Origin of the sequence: Acinetobacter sp. SwsAc4 (genome assembly GCF_013391535.1) — a bacterium.
Taxonomy (GTDB): domain Bacteria; phylum Pseudomonadota; class Gammaproteobacteria; order Pseudomonadales; family Moraxellaceae; genus Acinetobacter.
Genome location: NZ_JACAXC010000004.1, coordinates 62,184 through 83,618, shown reverse-complemented (window position 1 = coordinate 83,618; position 21,435 = coordinate 62,184). Strand labels below are relative to the sequence as shown.

Annotated in this window: 19 protein-coding genes and 1 riboswitch; of the genes, 11 read left to right on the top strand and 8 right to left on the bottom strand. The window is 38.9% G+C overall.

Annotation, left to right across the window (positions count from 1 at the left end):
* The first annotated feature begins 4 nt into the window (after positions 1-4).
* Positions 5-691, top strand: a complete 687-nt coding sequence (locus HYG88_RS03825; protein WP_004664800.1) for a response regulator — start codon at positions 5-7, stop codon at positions 689-691.
* Positions 692-738: 47 nt separating this feature from the next.
* Here the strand turns inward: HYG88_RS03825 and HYG88_RS03820 are convergent, their stop codons facing one another.
* The 3 genes from HYG88_RS03820 to HYG88_RS03810 all read right to left on the bottom strand — a co-directional run bounded on the left by HYG88_RS03820 (position 739) and on the right by HYG88_RS03810 (position 5,037).
* Positions 739-2,172 (bottom strand): hypothetical protein, encoded by a 1,434-nt coding sequence (locus HYG88_RS03820; RefSeq protein ID WP_178882616.1) that lies wholly within the window; start codon positions 2,170-2,172, stop codon positions 739-741.
* A 116-nt stretch (positions 2,173-2,288) separates the two neighbouring features.
* Complete coding sequence (locus HYG88_RS03815) at positions 2,289-3,731, bottom strand: YdiU family protein (protein WP_178882615.1); 1,443 nt, start codon at positions 3,729-3,731, stop codon at positions 2,289-2,291.
* Positions 3,732-3,867: 136 nt separating this feature from the next.
* The gene (locus tag HYG88_RS03810) at positions 3,868-5,037 is read right to left on the bottom strand and encodes an acyl-CoA desaturase (RefSeq protein ID WP_005162177.1); all 1,170 of its coding nucleotides are present in this window, start codon (positions 5,035-5,037) and stop codon (positions 3,868-3,870) included.
* A gap of 211 nt (positions 5,038-5,248) precedes the next feature.
* On the opposite strand from HYG88_RS03810, the gene HYG88_RS03805 reads away from it, so the two are divergent.
* Positions 5,249-5,776 (top strand): META domain-containing protein, encoded by a 528-nt coding sequence (locus tag HYG88_RS03805; RefSeq protein WP_178882614.1) that lies wholly within the window; start codon positions 5,249-5,251, stop codon positions 5,774-5,776.
* A 29-nt stretch (positions 5,777-5,805) separates the two neighbouring features.
* Here the strand turns inward: HYG88_RS03805 and HYG88_RS03800 are convergent, their stop codons facing one another.
* The 3 genes from HYG88_RS03800 to HYG88_RS03790 all read right to left on the bottom strand — a co-directional run bounded on the left by HYG88_RS03800 (position 5,806) and on the right by HYG88_RS03790 (position 9,103).
* Positions 5,806-6,525 carry a glycerophosphodiester phosphodiesterase gene (locus HYG88_RS03800; RefSeq protein WP_005162170.1) on the bottom strand — a complete coding sequence of 240 codons (720 nt, stop codon included), beginning with the start codon at positions 6,523-6,525 and terminating at the stop codon, positions 5,806-5,808.
* Positions 6,526-6,545: 20 nt separating this feature from the next.
* On the bottom strand, positions 6,546-7,133 hold the full coding sequence (locus HYG88_RS03795; RefSeq protein WP_005162167.1) for a cob(I)yrinic acid a,c-diamide adenosyltransferase: 588 nt from the start codon (positions 7,131-7,133) through the stop codon (positions 6,546-6,548).
* A 95-nt stretch (positions 7,134-7,228) separates the two neighbouring features.
* Positions 7,229-9,103, bottom strand: coding sequence for a TonB-dependent siderophore receptor (locus HYG88_RS03790; protein WP_005162165.1), 1,875 nt, complete (start codon positions 9,101-9,103; stop codon positions 7,229-7,231).
* A gap of 35 nt (positions 9,104-9,138) precedes the next feature.
* A riboswitch (cobalamin riboswitch) is annotated at positions 9,139-9,353 on the bottom strand.
* Between the two features lie 116 nt (positions 9,354-9,469).
* Here HYG88_RS03790 and HYG88_RS03785 point away from each other — a divergent pair.
* From HYG88_RS03785 to HYG88_RS03770, 4 genes are all read left to right on the top strand, one after another.
* Positions 9,470-10,129: a phosphoribosylanthranilate isomerase gene (locus HYG88_RS03785; protein WP_005162163.1), complete on the top strand. Its 660-nt coding sequence runs from the start codon at positions 9,470-9,472 to the stop codon at positions 10,127-10,129.
* Complete coding sequence (trpB, locus tag HYG88_RS03780; RefSeq protein WP_005162160.1) at positions 10,110-11,354, top strand: tryptophan synthase subunit beta; 1,245 nt, start codon at positions 10,110-10,112, stop codon at positions 11,352-11,354. Before HYG88_RS03785 ends, trpB begins: the two co-directional genes overlap by 20 nt.
* A 114-nt stretch (positions 11,355-11,468) precedes the next feature.
* Positions 11,469-12,617 (top strand): GGDEF domain-containing protein, encoded by a 1,149-nt coding sequence (locus HYG88_RS03775; RefSeq protein ID WP_087535686.1) that lies wholly within the window; start codon positions 11,469-11,471, stop codon positions 12,615-12,617.
* Positions 12,618-12,635: 18 nt separating this feature from the next.
* A complete protein-coding gene (locus tag HYG88_RS03770) occupies positions 12,636-13,631 on the top strand; it encodes a DUF2804 domain-containing protein (protein WP_178882613.1) in 996 nt (331 codons plus the stop codon).
* 52 nt (positions 13,632-13,683) lie between these two features.
* Here the strand turns inward: HYG88_RS03770 and HYG88_RS03765 are convergent, their stop codons facing one another.
* On the bottom strand, positions 13,684-14,559 hold the full coding sequence (locus tag HYG88_RS03765; protein ID WP_178882612.1) for a metal-dependent hydrolase: 876 nt from the start codon (positions 14,557-14,559) through the stop codon (positions 13,684-13,686).
* Between the two features lie 118 nt (positions 14,560-14,677).
* On the opposite strand from HYG88_RS03765, the gene HYG88_RS03760 reads away from it, so the two are divergent.
* Positions 14,678-15,700 (top strand): AraC family transcriptional regulator, encoded by a 1,023-nt coding sequence (locus tag HYG88_RS03760; protein ID WP_005162152.1) that lies wholly within the window; start codon positions 14,678-14,680, stop codon positions 15,698-15,700.
* Between the two features lie 35 nt (positions 15,701-15,735).
* Here HYG88_RS03760 and HYG88_RS03755 read toward each other — a convergent pair whose 3' ends face one another.
* Entirely contained in the window at positions 15,736-17,067 is a 1,332-nt protein-coding gene (locus HYG88_RS03755) for a Na+/H+ antiporter NhaC family protein (protein ID WP_034602863.1), read from the bottom strand.
* Positions 17,068-17,343: 276 nt separating this feature from the next.
* Between HYG88_RS03755 and trpA the strand changes: the two genes are divergently transcribed.
* Genes trpA through HYG88_RS03735 form a run of 4 tightly spaced genes read left to right on the top strand, consistent with a single transcriptional unit; the run spans position 17,344 to position 21,420 of the window.
* Entirely contained in the window at positions 17,344-18,147 is an 804-nt protein-coding gene (gene trpA, locus HYG88_RS03750) for a tryptophan synthase subunit alpha (RefSeq protein WP_005162149.1), read from the top strand.
* Positions 18,144-19,040 carry an acetyl-CoA carboxylase, carboxyltransferase subunit beta gene (accD, locus tag HYG88_RS03745; protein ID WP_005162146.1) on the top strand — a complete coding sequence of 299 codons (897 nt, stop codon included), beginning with the start codon at positions 18,144-18,146 and terminating at the stop codon, positions 19,038-19,040. Before trpA ends, accD begins: the two co-directional genes overlap by 4 nt.
* Positions 19,037-20,323 (top strand): bifunctional tetrahydrofolate synthase/dihydrofolate synthase, encoded by a 1,287-nt coding sequence (gene folC, locus HYG88_RS03740; RefSeq protein WP_178882611.1) that lies wholly within the window; start codon positions 19,037-19,039, stop codon positions 20,321-20,323. The genes accD and folC overlap by 4 nt, the downstream gene beginning before the upstream one ends.
* A complete protein-coding gene (locus HYG88_RS03735) occupies positions 20,314-21,420 on the top strand; it encodes an SPOR domain-containing protein (RefSeq protein WP_005162141.1) in 1,107 nt (368 codons plus the stop codon). The genes folC and HYG88_RS03735 overlap by 10 nt, the downstream gene beginning before the upstream one ends.
* The last annotated feature ends 15 nt before the right edge of the window (positions 21,421-21,435 follow it).

Genomic DNA, 21,435 nt, shown 5'->3' with positions numbered 1-21,435 from the left:
AACCATGAAGCATATTATGTTGGTTGAAGATGAGGTTGAACTAGCGCAGTTGGTTCGTGATTATTTAGAGGCGGCTGGTTTTGAAGTCAGTATGTTTCATGATGGTCAGGATGCTTATACCCAGTTTCAGCAACGTAAACCAAGCTTAATGATTTTGGATTTGATGGTTCCGCGTATGGATGGTTTAACCATTTGCCGTAAAGTACGTGAACAATCTGATTTACCGATTATTATGGTAACTGCGCGTACTGAAGAAATTGATCGTGTTTTAGGCTTAAATATGGGAGCAGATGACTATATTTGTAAACCATTTAGTCCGAAAGAGTTGGTTGCACGTGTACAAGCTGTTTTGCGTCGTTTAGAGCGTAAGGCAGAACCTGATCAAAATGATTTATTTCGTATCGATAAAGCACAGCAACGGATTTGGTATCAACAAAAAGCATTAACTTTAACACCGACTGAATTCCGTTTATTGGAATTATTTTTGGAGCATCTCGGTCAAGTCTATTCACGTGCGCAATTATTAGATCATATTAACCCAGATAGCTTTGATGTGGCAGATCGTGTAATTGACAGTCATATTAAAAATCTTCGTCGGAAAATTACTGAAGCTGCTGAAACGGGTAATCGTCATGAATGGATTCAGGCGGTTTATGGTGTAGGTTATCGTTTTGAATATCCTGATGAGTAGATGATAGAAAGGCTTTAATTTCATTAAGGTAATTAAAGCCCAATTTTCTAGGTATTAGGCTGAGATTCTATTTGTATGAAATCTGAATTATTGGCAGGATGATTTATTACCTTATGATCTGGATAAATATCTCTGAGTTGATTGGGAGCTATTTTCTGTTGAGTCTCTTGATTTGCAAGCAAAAGTGTAATAATTGTATTTAACGTCATATATTCATTTGGTTTTATAATTTCTACTACACTAGTAGGCTTTGATATTTCAACTGAAATATCTGTTTGATCTACCAGTTTAATATCTGAATTTATTTGTTGTTGCATTTGTGCAAGTTCAATTTGCTGAGGAGATTTATCTAAGCTTGCTGTAGTTTGGTTGAATTGATCTTTAATAATATAAATATTATTTTCTTGAGTAATAGTTCCGATCTTCATGTGGTTTAAATCGGTAATTTTTAGGTCAAGCCCATCTTGTTCAATATATCCAATCACCGAACCTTGAGCATCTTGTACCTCAAGATTCATACCTGTTTTGTGAAAGCTAAATTGTGATAATTGATGTGAGTCAATGACAACTTCATGTGGAGAAGATGATTGAATCATATGTTCGTGACCATCCTGACTAATAAATGTTTTAGCATGACTTAAATGCTCATAAAAATCGGATACAGTTGTTGTTTTCATACCACTATTGAGGACAGTTGTTGTTAATGGTGTCGCTTCTACAGGTGTAGAATGTATGGTTTCTCCAGTCATCCAGTTCGGTGTCGTATTTACTGAATGACTTATAGTTTCAACAGGCGTAGTGTGTACAGTTTCGCCCGTCATCCAGTGTGGTGCTGCATTTGCAGAATGACCAACGGCTTCAACAGGAGCTGAATGTGCTGTAACTTCTCCAGCACCAAAACCACCATCGGCAAAGTCTATTCCAATTTTTAAGAAAGGAAGTACGATGGAAATAATCAAAATAGGGGCTTCTGACATAATTTCCAGTGCTTTTTTAATTGTATAATCCTTTTCATCTACAAAATATTGTAAGGCTTTGGGGAAGATAAAGGCTGGGATCAATAAAAAGAAAGCAGGGATAAATGATGAATGACGACCTAATAAAGTTGCTAAAATCGCTGTAGGTAAAAAGTAAATAACAAGACCTGTAATAACGACTGGATAATGGTCTTTTAAATAAACTATTCTTTTGACGAAGAAATAAATTAAAACTGGGATGTAAATAATTAAAAGTGGAGGGAATGCTGCTGATACTATCCCGAGTCCAATTAAAGCAAAGATGAGCTGCCAATTTTTAATAATAATTTTTACTAATGAAACAAGTGCAAGTATTAGTAGTCCGCTGAGACCTATCTTGGGTTCTATTGTCCCGACAAGTAATATGCCAATATAGACGAGAGTTGAAATCCAAAATAAAGGTTGTTGCATTGCCTTTTGCTGTGGATTTTCATTATCATCAATAATTATTGGTTGTTGTTCCATAATTTTACCCCAAAAGGTTAAAATTATATCTATTTGTTGTTTTTTGTAAATTTAATCTTAGCATTATTTCGAAGTGAAATCTAAGGAATAGATGAAAAATGATTGTTCATCCTGAATTAAGATGAACAACTTACCATCACCTCAGGCACATCACTTGGTAAAGGTGCAGTATCTTGTTCAGTTTCCAAATCAGGCTGTTTTTGATAAGGCTGATTGAGTAGCTTAAATAAACGATCAACTTCACTGAAATCACCACGTTCAGCTTGTTCAATCGCTTTTTGTGCCATGTGATTGCGTAAAATATAATGAGGATTAGCGCTTTGCATAACTCGATCTAACTCATCTGTATCTTGAGTTTTGCGAATTTCCTGATATTGATGTAGAAAAGCATCAAACTGACGTAGATCTAAGCAATCATCACGGAGTGTTTTATATTCCTTGTTCTGTAGGCGAATAAAACTTTGCGTATAGTCGAGTTGTTCCGTTTGCAAAATTCGCAAGAATGCAAAACTACAATCTAAACTGTCTTTATGAAAATGGGGGAGTCCCATCTTCTCGCAGAGTCCTTGACCATAATGATGTAAAAAGATTGGTTCAAATTGTTCTAAGCAAGTCGCTAAATCTTGTTTGAATTGTTCTCTATGCTCAGGTGTGGCTAACGATATGAGATTGTTCAACCATGTCCATAGATTCCAGTGTCCAATACTTGGCTGATTCTGGTAGGTATAGCGACCCTGATAGTCAGAGTGGTTGTTAATCCAGTTTGGTCGAAAGCGTTCCATAAATCCATAAGGACCAAAATCTAAGGTTGAGCCTGTAATATTAAGATTATCGGTATTCATTACACCATGCGCAAAACCAACTAATTGCCATTTGGCGATCATGATTGCTGTACGTTCAATGACAGCTTTAGCGAAACCCAGAACAGGGTTCTCAGCTTCTAGGCATTCTGGATAATGCCATTCGATACACTTTTGCGTAAATTCAGTTAAAAGTTCAGGTGCATATTGATTGATCCACTCAAAATGCCCGAAACGGATATGACAATCCGAAGTGCGTAATAGCATTGCGCCAAGTTCTAAAGTCTCACGCTGTACGCCTTGTGCTGATGTAGTGAAACCGACTGCATGACTAGATGCTACGCCAAGCGCATTCAGTGCATGACCTGCTAGATATTCACGAATCACTGAGCGCAGTACCGCACGACCATCACCCATACGAGAGTAGGGCGTTGAACCTGCACCTTTCAGATGTAGATCAATCGTTTGTCCATGTTGATTTAGAATTTGTCCAATCAATAAACCACGCCCATCCCCTAATTGTCCTGCCCATTGACCAAATTGATGACCTGCATAGACCATGGCCAAAGGGGGAAATTCGGCAAAGGTTTTTTGCCCGCTACAAATCTCAACCCAGTTGGCTTTATCCTCTTCATTCCATTGCAATTCATCCGCTAACGCTTCGTTAAAGTGCCCTGCCTTTGCGCCACGTAAAGGGCTGGGCTGTTGCTGGTGATAAAGCTTTGAATTGAGAGATGAATAGCGAGGATTGAAATGCATAGGTCAATATCATGGCAAGAAGCTGAATGATGACTATAACAAAGATAGGTCTAAAATAGTGAATTGTGATTATGAACTGAGTCTTTAAATAGGCATAAAAAATGGCCTCTAAAGAGACCATTTTATTGAGTATTTTTTATTCTGAAACTGGTGCTTTTTTGATATTACGCACTAAAGTTTCTAGACATTCACGATGGTGTGCAAGGCGATGTTCAAGCAGTTGAAAATCAACTTTAAGCTTATGATCCATTTGATGGATTTTTTCAGCCATTGCTGCTTTTTTTGCTTGTAGCTCTTGCTCTTTTAACTTCGCCCAATCGTTTAGAGTTAATGTAAAAGCTTCATATTCTTGAGCAATACGTTGTTTCATCTGAGCAATATCAGTGTTCACATCGTGACCATAAATTGCGAGGTCTTGTTCAGCATATTTAAACTTCATCGCAAGCTCGGCTTTTTGGATATTAAAGCTTGGAATACGACGTAAGTTTTTCGCTAAGCCTAACTTGGAACTTGTCCAAATTAGCCATTTTGTAGGGTCATATTGCCACCATTTAACACCATTACGGTAATCGTATTGGAAAATATGGTGATAGTTATGATAGCCCTCACCCCAAGTGAGAATCGCTAGGATAAAATTATCACGTGCGGTATTTTCGTCAGTATAAGGGCGTTTACCCCACATATGACATAAAGAGTTAATAAAGAAGGTGACATGATGGCTAAGGAATAAACGAACTAAACCACCCAAAAGCAACACACCCCAGATATCACCAACTAACCAACCGACAGGCAACAAAATACCTGCATGCACAGCAATAACTAAAGGAACATAATATTTATCTTGGAACATGACTAATTTGTCATTTAACAAATCAGGTGCATTTTTATAATTTGGTTCGGCAGCAGGGTAGTTACGTAACATCCAACCCATATGTGCATACCAGAATCCATTATTAATCGAGTATGGATCTTGGTCTACATCGTCAACATGACGGTGATGTGTACGATGACCTGAAGCCCAAAATAAGATACTATTTTGAACTGCAAAAGTACCCATAATCATAAGAATGATTTTTAAAGGTAGGGTTGCTTCATAAGCACGGTGTGCCCATAAGCGATGATAGCCAGCAGTGATACCTAAACTGCTTACACCTAGTAAGACAAACATGCTAATCCATGCGCCCATACTAAAGTCATGATAATAGGTATAAATTGGAATCGAAATGAGCGCAACAACTGGTAAAAATACCAATGCGAAAATTGCAATCCAATTAATGGGTGCTTTCTTGAGTGGGGCGGAAGTCATATCCGTCAGCGCTCCTAAAAACCTTGTTTACACAAGATATAAAAACCAAACGAGATAGCAAAACCAATCATGACGATATATTGCTATTTTATGCTCGATATTAGCATGCTCAGATTAGATAACACTAGCATTATTCTACAGTTGTACTGAAAGAACAGTAACAGAATTCGTTTGTTGAATTAATCAATAAATTAAAAGGCGAAATAAATCAATGTCAGAACAAATAAGCGTGAAAAATACAATTTATTCTTTGAATAAGTTTTTTCACAAAACTTTAATATTATCTTGTGCTTTGCTACTTACTGCATGCCAAAGTCAACCGACACAGATCACTAAAAATAGCTTACATCCAAAACGTGTAAGTGAATTGCCTCCTATGCAAGTTCGTAAAAGCAACGATGGCATTCAAGAGGTGAATTGGCAAATAACCATGATTCAAAATAAACGTGCTTTATTCTTCAATCAATACCCAAGTTTTATGCTGAATTCAGTGACTAAAACCATTTCAGGTCATACGGGCTGCAATAACATTTATGGAAGTTATCAATATGATCTTAGCCAAAGGAAAATGAGTTTTGATGTGAGAGCGCAGCACTTAAGTTGTGATAAAGCATTAGCACAAGAAGCAGATCTGATGGATGCGATGCAGCGGATTGAACGTTTCCAAATTGAAGGGACGAATTTGTATTTATTAGATACGAAAGGGCAGCGTTTAATTCAGGCGCAATCTAAAAAATAAAATTAGTTGTCGGAATAAATTCCATACTTTTATAAAGTTAGATGTTGCAACATGGTGCTCGGGAAATCAGTGATTAACCCTTGAATGCCCAATTGTTGTAGATGTTTGGCACGTTCAACGTCATTAACTGTCCAGACACTCACAGCAAGTTCGGCTTGCTGTGTAAACTGAATAATTTGATCAGTTGCCAGTTGATCTTTCCAACCAATTTGGTGGCACTCATATTGTTGAGCAAGCTCGATTGCGTATTCCCCAATTGGAATTTCAACCAACAGACCACGTTTAAAATGACTTTGATGTTGTTGTAATGCCGCTAAAATTTTTACATCAAAACTCGTAATTGTGGCAGTTTGTTCAAAGCCGACTAAATCTTGGTGTAATTCTAGAATTAAACGCTCAGCCGCTACTTCATCTGCAACTGCTTTAATTTCAACTTCAATATGTTCAAAATCAGTTAAACAATCCATTACATGGGGCAGGCTAGGTGTGTATTCTTCAAATCCCCAAGCCTGCCATTGATGGCGATGATCAAATTGCTGAGCTTCAGACAAATTACAGTTTTCAACATGCTGTGATTTACCCGTGGTACGAACAAAATCATCATCATGAATCACCACCAATTGGTCATCTTTGAGTTGACGCACATCAAACTCAACTGCACGTACACCTAAATCATGCAAGTAACGGAAGCCTCCTAACGTATTTTCAGGAGCTTCACCACGTGCGCCACGATGACCAATGATTCGCATTTTGATTTACCTTAAAATAATTATGCTTGATCAATACTATCATTAATGTTTTTTTGCCAAAGCACTTCACTACCGCCTTCTGCACGTTGCAAAGCACGTGAGGCAACAAATAACCAGTCGGATAAACGGTTCAAGAGTTGTAATGCAGTAGCTTGAATATTTTGATCACGATTGTGTACTGACATCAAAGTGCGTTCTGCGCGGCGGCATACAGCACGAGCTTGATGTGCATAACTACATGCTAGGCTACCTGAAGGCAAGATAAACTCTTTGAGCATTGGCAGAGATTCATTCATGTGATCAATTTCTTTTTCGAGAAACTCGATACAAATTGGTTGGAGTAAATGATAGTTTGGAATACAAACTTCACCACCTAAATCAAATAACCAATGTTGGATCAAGCTTAAACTTTTATCCCAATCAGGTTTATTTTCAATTTGAGATGCGCTGATTTGTGCTCTTAATACACCAATCGTGGCATTAAGTTCATCTACATCACCTAGCGCATTAATTCGTAAGTCATCTTTAGCGACACGTGAGCCATCCCCAAGTCCTGTTGTGCCTGAATCACCTGTACGTGTATAGATTTTACTTAAACGATGTCCCATGAAGCTGTCCTACAAATAAAAAGGGGATAATGTCGGTCAGAACATTACCCCGAAATTGGAGTTAAGAAAATATTTTTATTGTCTAGATTGCACGATTAATAACGAAGAGTGACACCCACAGAAGCTTGGCGACCACCGTTTACATACCAACCATCACCAAAATTATCAGCAGTTCTGTACTCAACATCACCCATATTCTCAATATTACTGAAAACTTTAATATTAGGGTTGATATTCCAGTACATGTTTAAATCAACGGTTGCATAACCAGGAGCTTTAACTTTATTGGCATTATCTGCATAAATATCTGAGCGTGCGATAATTGAGGCGCTTATTCCATAAATTGAATTTTCAAGTCCAGTCGTTAAAGTGAGGGTCTGTTTAGGCTTATATGCAACTCTCAGATCAGTCTTTTTATCTTTTGAATCAACATAAGCGTATTCTGTGTTTAGGAATAGGTCATCTTTTTTCCATTTAAGACCTAGCTCACCGCCATTGATTTCAGCTTTATCTATGTTGATATACGTTGAGTTCGGGCTTGAGTATTTATAGCTGATTAAATCTTTTATTTCAGTATGGTAAGTAGATAAAAAGGCATTTAGGTTTTGCCCAATTCTTTGATCTACACCAATTTCATAGGAAATACTTTCTTCTGGTTTGAGATCAGGATTACCATAGGTATTTCCATAGGACTTTTCTGAAAAATAATAGAGTTCTGTCAGGGATGGTGCTTTAAAAGCTGATCCGATACTGGCATAAATACTTGTTTCGGGTAATACTTGATAACGAACAGCTCCTTGACCGATTGTATGTGTACCGAATAGTTCATTATCTTCAGTACGAACACCAACCTGAGTATTTAGCTTATCTGTCTTATACTGATGTTGAACATAATAACCGGTAGAATCGATACTTTGTTTTTTATCTTTTACATCATTACTTTTAAAATCTGATTTTAGATAAGTTACACCTGCGAGTAGATTATTCTTAGAGTCTATATTCCAGTTTAAGTTTAGATCACCTTCATTGTTTTCTGTATCAAAGTGGTCTGGATCACTATCTTTTACTTGTTGGTTATCAATAAAGTTTGAATAACGTGCAGATAATGTAAGGTTCTCAGTAACACCATATTGAATGCTTGAATTAATTAGGCGATTCTCAAATATACGCTCTGCATTATTTTTGCTGATCATGTAATTGTAGAATTGACTCAGCCCTTCATTCTGACTGATTGACAGGTCAGTTTTAATATTCTTTTTATTGTCGTAACCTACTTTCGCACTATAACCTTTCTGATCATAAGCGGCTTTTTGATCTTTGCTTTGATTATCTAGAACTCGTGTTCCATCACTTTCTAGACGTTGTCCTCTAATTTGTGTATAAAAACCATCTTGAATAAGGTCAGCTCCCGCAATGGCTTTATAGGTATTATTTTCCCCATAGATACCTGTAATAAAACCGCTATTTTTTGTTGGAGTTGAGGTTATCATTTGAGCCACTCCACCAATTGCCTCTGTTCCATATTGTACAGAGGCTGGACCTTTAAGAATTTCTATCTGTTCAAGATCAGATGAATCAAGAAATGATGGATAAATTGCAGCAAGGTGGTTTTGGCTATTTAGACGAGCGCCATCTTTTAATATGAGAGTGTGATTTGGTCGAGTTCCACGAATTGAGATTTCTGTGATCTGACCTATTCCGCCACTTTGTTTGACAAAAACAGAAGGATCACGCTGAATTAAATCTGATAAGTTGAGAGCAGGATTCTTTTCAATCGTTTTTTGATCAATCACAGTCAGACGTGCAGGCACATCCTTGATTTTTTGTTCAGTACGGGATGCCGTCACCACAATGGTATCAAGCGAGACAGTTTTATCTGTTGACTGATCCTGGGCAAAAGCGACTGAAGAAAACCCCATCGCAATAGCGATAGCGCCAACTAAGCGTGTTGGCTGGAAAGAAATAGACATGTGCGCTCCAGACATTCATTCCTCGTGAATGTTTAAAGTGGATAAGTACAACAAGCAGGTCTTCGGACTTCACTATAATCATCTTGAAAGATGATAGACTGATCACCTTCCCACATCATCAGATGCAGTGGTTTGGCTGCTAAGCTAAGATCAGCATTTCAGTGTTACCGTTGCGAGGACAGTGTTGGAGTTTCACCAACTTCCCTATAAGCAAAGCAATTTGCTTTAGACTTGTTGCAAGATGGTGCAAGTATAGAGTGTTCACGTTTTTTAAACAATTGCATTTGGAAATGAACTTTGACCAAAGTATGTCAAATTGCTTTACAATGTGAGAGTAGTAAATAGTCATCTCAAATTGGACATCAAATGCGTCAAACCCAACTCCGAACTCGCGCCAAGATTTGTGGAATCACGCGGACTCAAGATATTGATGCTGTTGTGCAAGCAGGAGCAGATGCGATTGGATTGGTATTTTTTCCCCCAAGCCCGCGTCATGTCAGTATTGAACAAGCGCAAATTTTGGCAAGCTCAGTACCCGCTTATGTTCAGTTGGTCGGTTTATTTGTAAATGCAAGCGCAGAAGAAATCCAAACAGTGCTTGATTCAGTTCCGTTGGATGTATTACAACTACATGGTGATGAAACACCTGAACAATGCCAACAAATTGCGTTGCATTGCAAACGCCGTTGGTACAAAGCCATTCAGGTTAGACCTGATTTAGACATTTTGACCGAAATTCAACGCTATCAAGCTGTGGGAGCCAGTGCGGTTCTACTTGATGCGTGGCATCCTGATTTAAAAGGTGGAACAGGGCACTGTTTCGATTGGAATAAATTTCCAAAACTTGATATTCCACTAATCTTGGCAGGGGGCTTAACCCCTGAAAATGTGAGTGACGCTATTGATACTACAGCAGCTTTTGCTGTGGATGTCAGCGGAGGCGTAGAGTCCGCTAAAGGTATAAAAGACCAACAACTCATTGAAAAATTTATGCAAGGAGTCCAACGTGGATCAGCAAAACCTTAGTCAACAAAATCAGGCGATTGACTACACCCAGTTTCCAGATGCTCAGGGGCATTTTGGTATTCATGGTGGGCGTTTTGTGTCAGAAACGCTTATGGCTGCACTTGAAGACTTAGAAAGTCTTTATGGTCGTATGAAAAATGATGCTCAGTTTTTAGCAGAGTTTGACCGTGATCTTGCGTTTTACGTTGGTCGTCCAAGTCCACTTTATCATGCTGAACGATGGTCTCAGCACCTCGGCGGTGCGCAAATTTACTTAAAACGTGAAGACCTAAACCATACTGGCTCTCATAAAGTAAATAATACGATTGGTCAGGCTTTATTGGCAAAACTGTCGGGTAAAAAACGAATCATTGCTGAAACAGGTGCTGGTCAACATGGTGTAGCAACCGCAACAATCGCTGCTCGCTTAGGTATGGAGTGCGTGGTGTACATGGGTGCTGAAGACGTAAAGCGCCAAGCGATGAATGTATATCGTATGCGTTTGCTTGGCGCAAAAGTTGTACCAGTGCAAAGCGGATCCAAAACTTTAAAAGATGCATTGAATGAAGCGATGCGTGATTGGGTCACCAATGTCGATACGACTTATTATGTCATTGGTACGGTTGCTGGTCCGCACCCATATCCACAGCTTGTACGTGATTTCCAATCAATCATTGGTCGTGAAGCACGTCAACAGATCCAAGCACAAGCAGGGCGTTTACCTGATGCCTTGGTTGCTTGTGTGGGCGGAGGTTCAAATGCAATGGGCTTGTTCTATCCATTCCTGAATGATCAGGATGTGAAAATGTACGGTGTTGAAGCGGCAGGTTTCGGCATTGAAACAGGCAAACACTCAGCGCCATTGAATGCAGGCCATGTGGGTGTATTACATGGTAACCGTACTTACCTCATGTCGGATGAGCAAGGTCAGATTATTGAAACACATAGTATTTCAGCAGGTTTGGATTATCCAGGTGTTGGTCCAGAGCATAGTTTCTTAAAAGATATGCATCGTGTGGAATATGTGCCAATTAAAGATGATGAAGCCTTACAAGGCTTCCGTGATTTAACTCAGATTGAAGGCATCATTCCTGCGCTTGAAAGTTCACATGCGATGGCTTATGTCACTAAACTTGCCCCAACGATGTCGAAAGACCAAATCATTATTGCAACAGTTTCAGGTCGTGGCGATAAAGATTTAATGACGGTTGCGAAAATTGATGGTATTCCGATGGTCGACTTATAAAACTGAATAGGTGTGTGATAAGATCGGCTAAAGCGTGTGCCTAAGCCATATTAATATTGTGACTAGTTGTACATGGACGTATAACACAAGAATAATCATAAGGGATGATGAGGGATGAAATATTCCTTAGCTACGTATTTCAGTAAAGCCTTTCTTGCAATTTTAGATTGGGATTTAGTTAAAAAATCCCAAGTTATATTGCTGTATGCGAGTTTTACGGCTGCTGTTATATATTTTATACAAATAAAATATATGTATCACCCTTTAGCAAATACCGAGTTATTGCTTAAACTTCAGTGGTTGTATCCAAGTGTATTTATTTTAAATATCCTTTTAATTTTGTTTGGTTTTCTTATTAAAAATAAGCCGAATGTGCATATTTATTATGTGTTGTTTTTATCGGTGTATTACCCATTTTCATTGTTAGGTTTGCCAATAGGCATTGGTTTGCTGAACATGTTAAATGGCGTTATTTTTATGGGGATAACCTTTACCGCTTTGTTGTTATTCCCTCGTTTCTCTGTTTATTTTGGCTTGGTTGCTTATGTTATTGCGTGTTATTTATTATCTGCGCTTACGGTGTTGGGTTATTTAGATTATGCAGTGGCTTATAAGCCTTATACCTTGATGCATAAAGATGTTCAGAGCGCTCAGATTATTTATTCAATGTTTTACACCACTTTATATGCGGCATTTACCATTACGTTATTTGATATAAGTATAGAGCGTTGGCGCAGATATAATTCAAAAATAGAAAAACTCAGTTGTACTGATGAGTTAACAGGGCTGTTGAATCGCCGTGGGGTCAATGAGATTATTGATTTACAGATGCAGCAGGCACAAATTACCCATCGAGAAACATCGTTGATTATGGTGGATATTGATAATTTTAAAAATATTAATGATCAATATGGACATCATCAAGGAGATTTGGTTTTAAAACATGTCGCAAATATACTGCGAAAAAATTTACGAGCCAGTGATGTGATTGGACGTTATGGTGGTGAGGAATTTGTCATTTTATTACCATTTACTCCTATTGAAAATGCAGTGTTGTTGGCAGAGGTATGTCGTAAAGCATTAGAGCAAACCGCAGTTGAAGTGAAAGAAAATGAAATGCTTTATATCAAGGCGTGTTTTGGGGTAAGTAGTACAGCTTTTAGTGGTTTTGATTATACAGGCTTGTTTGAGCAAGCAGATAAGGCGATGTACCAAGCCAAACGGAATGGTAAAAATCAGGTCAGAACGGCATTTACGTTATAATTGAGTTGGGGAAATCTTGTGAAATTGATACAGAAAAATGGCCAGCCTCGTTATGGGCGTTTTGATCAGATACCTTCACAGATCAATTTGGATGACTATATTTATAAAACGCCTTATGGCCAAGTACTAAAAGGCTGGCGCAAGCAGCTGAAATATAAAAAATTTAAATTCTGTGGTTTACAACATGAGCATTACAGCATTGGTATTGCGATTGTCGATCTATCATGGGCAGGGCATGGCTTTTTCTATGTTTATGATCATCTTTCTAAAAAAGTAATCGAATGGAATGCGATTCAGCCATTAGCGTTGAAAACCCAACTTGATGAACAACCTTTATTTAGTCAAAGCTATTTTAAAAAATCTGCTTATCAATTTGATATGCAACACGCCAATGGTGTGCGTTATATCCAAGTGACCAAACATGGCGAAGTACAACTGAAAGCGCGTATTTTTTGTGCAGGTACGGATGCTTTAAGTTTATGTAGCCCAACTGGGATCAATGGCTGGACATATACGCAAAAACAAACCACTTTGGCAGTAGAAGGCTTTTTCATTAGCCCAGATCAACAGCAGATCGAGTTCAATGCGTATAGTCTTGCTGCACTCGATGATACCTGTGGTTTTTTACGACCTGAAACTGCTTGGTTTTGGTTGTCTTGTCAGTTCCGTGATGCAAATGATCGCCGCATTGGCTTGAATCTCGCATCAGGTGTCAATGAAAGTTTTGGTAATGAAAATGCATTGTGGGTTGATGGTCGTTTATATCCACTCACTGATATTTTATTTGAGCAACAAAATGAAAATTGTTGGTCAATTCGTTCTTTAGATGAGCGATTAAATTTGCTAGTTGAAACGGGTTGGTGTCGTTTTGAGAATATTAACCTACGCTTGATTGGCAGCCAGTTTAATCAATGGCAAGCGAAAGTCTGCGGTACGATTGAACATGAAAATGTTGAACTGGTGATGTTAAATCAAGAATATGGGTTGTTAGAACAGCATTATGCGAAGTGGTGATAATGACAGAAAGAATCCCCTAAATTCAAAGGGGATTCTTTTGATACGTGAATTAAAGCCCTGCTTGCCAGAATGCTTCACCCGCAGCAATTGGATCATTGGTCTTCGCTAAAGTATCAACCCAAACATCATATTGGCGAATAACAGGATGTTGATTTGGATGGAAATCCTTTTTAAACCAGTCATTATATTGAGATCTTTTTGCAGTCAAAATACCGTTACGACCGAAGAACCACGGTAAACCTTTACGTGCCATATCAAACCGTTGTCTCAAATTAAAACCATCAGTTTTTAGCATTACATCTGTACGATACAAAGTAAAACCAAACATCATCACTGTGGTAAAGAGCAGTGCAAAACGTCGAGTTGCTTCTGGTACATCACCGACTTGCTTCATCACATCAAAAGCAACATCACGATGTTCCATTTCTTCAATCGCATGCCAAGCGAATAGCGCACGAACAAATGGATCTGCCTCCGCTAAAGTCTCTTTTTTACTATAAAAAGTATCTGCCATTAACGCAGTTAAATGCTCTGCAGCTGCGGTCATGGCAATGTTGTATTGAGCCGAACGGTTTTTTAATTCAAATCTAAAAATCTTTTTCAAACGTGCAGTGAATTGATCTACAGGCATGCCTTGCTCTTTCATGATCTGATTCATTTTGTCATGTGCAATACCATGCTGTGCTTCCTGACGGATAAAATCAGCCACACGTTCTTGCAAGTCAGGATCATTAATTTTGTCGCGGAATAAACGCACACATTCAATAAAATAGCGCTCACCATCAGGAAAAGTCAGGCTTAATGCATCAAACATACGAGTACGAAATGGATCACCACCAAACCAAAAACGTGGTGCTTGATCTAAATGAAAATCTAGTTTTGTTCTAACAACTGGCTCAACTTGATAGGAAACATGTGCATTCATTTTTTGCTATTCCTTGTCTTTTCTTCATGAACTCAGTATGGAAAAAGTCCGATGAAATGTTTTGACAGTTACAGCCAAGTTTTATACAAATAACGACAGGTCAGGATGAGATCGGGATATGTCAGTTAAAATTATTATTGGATACCTACGATTATTTAATCGTGTTTTGCAACAAGAACAAATTGATTTGTCTAAAGTTGTTGCGCCTGAGCTTTGGCAAGCTTTTCATACTTGCTTGCAAAATCCAGATGAGCATGATTTTGATGTCGAACGTTATGCGTTGCTTTTGCAATCTGCACAAGCTTATTTCCCTCGACCGATTACATTAGTATTGGCTGAACATGCCAATTTGCAAGATTTGGGTTTAATGGGTTATTTGGCTTCAACCAGTTTAGATCTGCAACAAGCGTTACAGCTTTTACAACGTTATTATTCTTTGGTTTTTAAACAGACCAATTTAGAACAACTGAATGTTCAGCAGTTTTCTGATTATATTCAAATTGTTTGGGGAGCATCCTATAGTGATTATCGGGAAATGTATGAGCTAAATCTGGCGCTGATCTTTAAAATTTCTCAGTCTATTGTACAAGATGCCCTCATTCCACCACAGATGATTCAATTTGGTTACGCACCACATACAGCTTTATATCATTTTGAAAAATTTTATGGTTGTCCGATCCAAATTCAAGCTGGACAATATGCAATTTGCTTTTCAAATCAAATTTTAAAAGCAAAAAGCATCGCTGCAGACCAACAATTAAACCATGTACTCTCGACTCAAGCTCAGCAATCACTGAATAGCATTGCTTCTTTTGAGATTCAGCAACAACAGTTCCGTCAAAAAATACAAACGCATATTGAACAACGACTTTTACAACAAGAAGAACTACTGCTCAGTTATGTTGCTAAGCGTTTACATTGTTCAGAACGAACATTACAACGCCAACTCAAAACCTATCAGCTTAATTTTCAAAATATTTTAGATCAGTACCGTTTGGAACAAAGTAAACTGTATTTGCAACAGGGCAAATCATTGTCAGAAATTGCGGAACGTTTAAATTATGCTGATCAAAGTGCGTTTGGGCGGGCGTTTAAGCGTTGGACAGGAATTACACCCAAGCAGTTTTTGAAATCTCTTTAACTTTAAAGCAAGCTAAAGAGATTTATGGATTGTTTTTAGCGTGTTTTTAAACGTGGATAATTAAAAACAATTGCTAGGATTGCGCACACTGCAAGAATCCAGCAATAGTAGATATTGCCAATTAGTTCAACTGGCGAGAGTTTGGCAATTGAACAAGCAAGCAGTAATTGAGCACCGTAGGGAATAATCCCTTGGATTACGCAAGAAAAAATATCAAGTAAAGCTGCACTTCGCTTAGGGTCAACACCATATTCTTTCGCTACTTCACGTGCCATATCTCCTGATAAAATAATCGCAACGGTATTATTGGCGACAAATAAATTTGAGAATATGACCAGAAAACTCATGCCTAATTCACCTGCACGCTGTTTGCCAAATTTGAATAGACGTGTAATCGTATAAATACGTTGAATAAGCCATTGCAAACCGCCTTCTTTTTGCATCAGGGTAGACAAACCACCTAGCAACATGGAAAGTAATGCCACCTCAAACATGCCAACAAAGCCATCGTAAATTGAGTTATTGAGTTTTAATAAATCAAATTCAGGTTTTTCAATCAGACCAATCACACCTGACAAAATAACACCAATCATTAATACAGCAAGTACATGCAAGCGTGTAAAGGCAAGAAAAAAAACAGCTAAATAAGGCAAAATAAGCAATAAATCATAAGGTTTTGATGGAATGGAATCTGTTTGGTGACTCATCATTACATAAAGCATTAATGTAATGATTGCGGCAGGAAAGGCAATCCAGACATTCACCCTAAATTTATCTCGAAGTTCAACATTTTGGCTACGTGTGGCAGCGATCGTTGTATCCGAAATCATAGATAAATTATCACCAAACATAGCGCCTCCCACCACTGCACCTATGGCATAGAGAGGTGCTATCTCTGTTGCTTGCGAAAAACCGAATGCAATTGGTGCACAAGCTGCGATGGTGCCCATAGACGTTCCCATGGCTGTTGCAATAAATGCCGCAATAATAAATAACATGGGTAACACAAATTCAGGCGAAATCAGCGAAAGTCCCAATTGTACTGTCGCATCGACACTGCCTATGGCACTGGAGACACTGGCAAAAGCACCTGCCAACATAAATACCATAAACATTAAAATTAAATTTGGATGACTAGCACCTTGTAGGAATTCCTCAATTGCCGTATTGAGTTTCTGTTTATAAAGTAGTAATGCCAGAATAACAGCTGGAATCGCGGCAATAGGTGCTTTGACTTGATAGAATGCAAATTCTGTCCCGATCATTGAATGATAGAGACCACTCCCGAGAAAGATGATCAAAAATACCAATAGTGGTAGCAAAGCAAGGGCATTGCTTTGTACTTTTTCCTGAGTGTGGGAAGACATAAAAATAAAAAGAAAACTTAAAAATTGCGAGTAGTATAAAGGAGCTGAGCTCATTTCTAAAATCAGCCTCGATGAAGCTAAAATTAGGAAGCTTTGATCATTGAGAAAAAGCTGAAAATATAGATAAATGTAGCAGGGCAGTTGTAAGTAGCAACATTCACTGCTGCAATCACGTCAAACTCTGTTCAATGAACAAAAAATAGCGTTACAATGCAGTGTTATTGTATGACTACAAACAACTCCTCAATTTATATAAATCAAGGAAAGCATAATCCTATGTCACGTCTTGCCACTCGTTTTGAACAGCTTAAATCTCAGCACCGTAAAGCGCTTGTTTCTTATGTTATGGCAGGAGATCCGCATCCACAAGTCACGGTTCCATTGCTTCATCAAATGGTTGAAGCAGGCGTTGATGTAGTTGAGTTGGGTTTGCCATTCTCAGACCCAATGGCGGATGGTCCAGTGATTGCCTTAGCTGCTGAACGTGCTTTAGCAGGTGGATCGAGCACACTCGATGCTTTGAATATGGTGAAAGAATTTCGCGAAAAAGATCAAACGACACCCGTTGTTTTAATGGGGTATTTAAATCCTGTTGAAGTGATTGGTTATGAAAAGTTTGTGGCTTATGCGAAAGATTGTGGTGTTGATGGTGTACTTTTGGTGGACTTACCCCCTGAAGAATCAAAGCAATTTGGCGATGTCTTAAAACAAAATGAGATGGATCAAATTTTCTTACTCGCACCAACATCAACTGATAAACGTATTCAGCATGTTGTAAATCAAGCCAGTGGCTTTGTTTACTATGTGTCGTTAAAAGGTGTGACAGGTGCAGCAACACTAGATACCTCTGAAGCAGCAGCTCGTATTGCGAAAATTAAGAGCATGACTAACGTTCCTGTTGGAGTTGGTTTTGGGATTAGTGATGCAGCTTCTGCAAAAGCAATGGGTCAAGTTGCTGATGCCGTAATCGTAGGAAGTGCTTTCGTTAAATCTTTTGCGACATTGCCAGCAGACGAAGCTGTGCAACAGACGCTGAATAAAGTGAAGGAGCTTCGAGCCGCGCTCGATGAGTTAGTATGAGTCAAGAGTTAACAGCAGGGAAGGTTCTGAGCCCATCAACGCCTTGGACAGAGCGTCAAGTGCCTGGTATTCAAGTTGTGAATGAACAACAAACATTCAAAGCAACATTTACGGAACCAACCATTGAATGTCCTGAATGTCATGCCTTAGTAACACGTACGGCAATGTCATTTAATGCCTACGTATGCCCACAATGCGATGAGCATTTGCGTATGCGGGCACGTGATCGTTTGAATTGGTTCTTTGATCAAGTCAATGCAGAGTTAGGTCAAGAATTTAGTGCGAAAGATCCATTGAAGTTTGTGGATAGCAGACCTTATCCAGAGCGTATGCGTGAAGCACAAGATAAAACTGGTGAAACAGAAGCGTTAGTTGTAATGCAAGGTTCATTAAAAGGTTTGGACTTGGTGGCTTGTGCATTTGAGTTCGATTTTATGGGTGGTTCAATGGGGACCGTTGTTGGTGATCGTTTTATCCAAGCGGCAGAACGAGCAATTCAACTACATCAACCGTTAATTTGTTTTGCTGCTTCAGGCGGTGCTCGTATGCAAGAAGGCATGTTGTCTTTAATGCAAATGGCACGCACTTCGGCTGCGATTCAAAAAATGAAAGAAGCTCGTGTTCCATACCTCGTTGTATTGACTCATCCCGTCTATGGAGGTGTAACAGCTTCATTAGCGATGTTAGGTGATGTACATATTGCCGAACCGAAAGCGATGATTGGTTTTGCAGGTAAACGCGTCATTGAACAAACAGTTCGCGAGAAATTGGAAGAACCGTTCCAACGTGCAGAATATTTGCTTGATCATGGTGTGGTCGATCAAATTGTTCATCGTCATGCATTACGTGATACTGTATATCGACTCGTAGCTAAACTGATGAATTTACCTTGAAACTGGACGCACCACATTCTACAGATACATTAACAACATGGCTCGATTATTGGGGCCATGTTCATGTTACAGGCATTGATTTAGGTTTAGAGCGCGTAATTCCCGTTGCTGAAAAACTGGGAGTTATGCAACCTCAAGCAAAAGTTTTTACTGTGGCAGGAACGAATGGTAAAGGCTCAACAACAACGACACTCGCTGCAATTTTAAATGCACAAGGTTATAAAGTTGGTTTATATCAATCACCGCATATTTATCGTTTTAATGAGCGGGTAAAACTTGCTGGGATTGAAGTTGATGATCAAAGCTTAGTTGATGCCTTTGTGTTGGTTGACCAAGCCCGCCGAGAATGTGGTTTATCATTGTCCTTTTTTGAAGCAACCACTTTGGCTGCTTTTCTTATTTTTAAACTAAAACAATGTGATGTATGGGTACTTGAGGTTGGCTTAGGTGGTCGTCTGGATGTCGTGAATGTGATTGATCCTGATATTGCCGTGATTACCAATATTGGTTTAGATCATGTCGAATGGTTAGGTGACACGATAGAAAAAATCGCCTTTGAGAAAGCAGGGATTATTCGTCCGAATATTCCAGTGGTATTTGCGGGTCAACAACAATTACCCCAAGCGATTCAAGATAAAGTAGCTGAAACTCAAGCAGATCTATATGCGCTGAATCGAGATTATTTTTATCAACTTAATGACGATGGTCAAACTTGGTCATTTGCATCCTCTGGCACAACGCTAAAACTGCCAATCGGTCAGCTTGCATTCGATAATATTTCGACTGCTGTTGCAGCGGTACTGGTGAGTGGTATTGAGGTCTCTCAGGCAGCGATTGCAACAGGTATTCAGCAAGCACGTTTGCAAGGTCGTTTTGAAATACGGCAAATTCAAGACAAAACAGTGATTTTTGATGCTGGACATAATCCACATGGCGTCGAATTTTTATTGAATCAATTGCGAAAATTCTTAAAATACAATAAACAGTACACAGATGTTGTCGCAGTATTTTCAATGTTGGCAGATAAAGATATCTCGTCTGTCACCGATTTACTAAAAACAACAGTAAAAGATTGGTTTATTGCTAGTTTAAATGTACCTAGAGCAGCCCCATTGCATCAATTACATGATGCATTACAAGGTCAACAGGTATATGAGTACGGTAATATCCAGCAAGCCTTTGAAGATGTGCTGAAGCAAAGTAATAACAATCAGCTGATTTTAGTCTGTGGATCGTTTCATACCTTAGAAGCGGTTTGGGAGTATTTAGAACAATGTCAATGAATAACAAACAACGCTGGATGGGAGGCGTTGTTCTATTGGGTGGAGGTGTTTTATTGGCAGCATTACTCCTTAAAGGTAATGACGAAATAGGGCATGACAAAACGCAAACGGCAATTACACACCCAATTCCTAAAACAGAACCTAAAACTCAAACAGCTCAATCGACCCAAGAAGGTGAAATGGTTTCATTACAACCATTAGCGGTAGATGTTGAGACAGAAAAAAGATTGCTTGAAGAACAACGCCGTTCTCGTGAGAAAGCCGTTGCTGAACAAGAAGCACGTGCAGCTGATTTTCTAAAAATGCAACAAGAAGCTGAAGCTGCTGCTGCGCGTAAAGCAGCCGAAGAATACGCTGCAATTAATGCACGCCGTACAGCCGAACAGGAAAGCTCTGATAACATTCCGCCAGAGCTTGGCGAAGATGATAAAGCTAAGACACAACGAGCAACCGAAGAAAAAAATAAATTAGATGAAAAGAAAAAATTAGAACAGCAAAAAACAGATCAGCAGAAAAATGATACTGATAAAAAGTTAGCGGAAGACAAGCGCAAGGCTGAAGCCGAAAAAAAGTTGGCAGAAGAGAAGCGTAAGGCAGAAGCTGAAAAAAAGGCTGAGGAAGATAAGCGTAAAGCTGACGCTGATAAAAAAGCGTTAGAAGAAAAGCGTAAAGTTGAGGCAGACAAGAAAGTTGCCGAAGATAAACGTAAAGCCGAAGCTGAGAAAAAAGCAGCTGAAGAGAAGCGTAAAGCTGAAGCTGAGAAAAAATCGGCTGACGAGAAAAAGCGTAAAGCTGATGCTGAGAAAAAAGCCGAAGCTGAAAAGGCTCGTGATCTCATGGAAAATGGAGATAAAAAGTGGATGGTACAAGTGGCATTGGCTGCTAACCAAGCCAATGCAGATGCAGTTGTATCTAAATTGCGTGCCAAAGGTTATAAGGTTACAACAAGCCCGACTTCAAAAGGAATTCGTATCATGGTTGGACCATCGAAGGACCGAGATGTTGCAGATGCAGCACGTAAAAAAATTACCTCTGATGAAAGTTTAAATATGAAATCAGCGTGGGTGATTGATTGGGTTCCACTTGATCAGCGATAACAAAAGATAAACGAC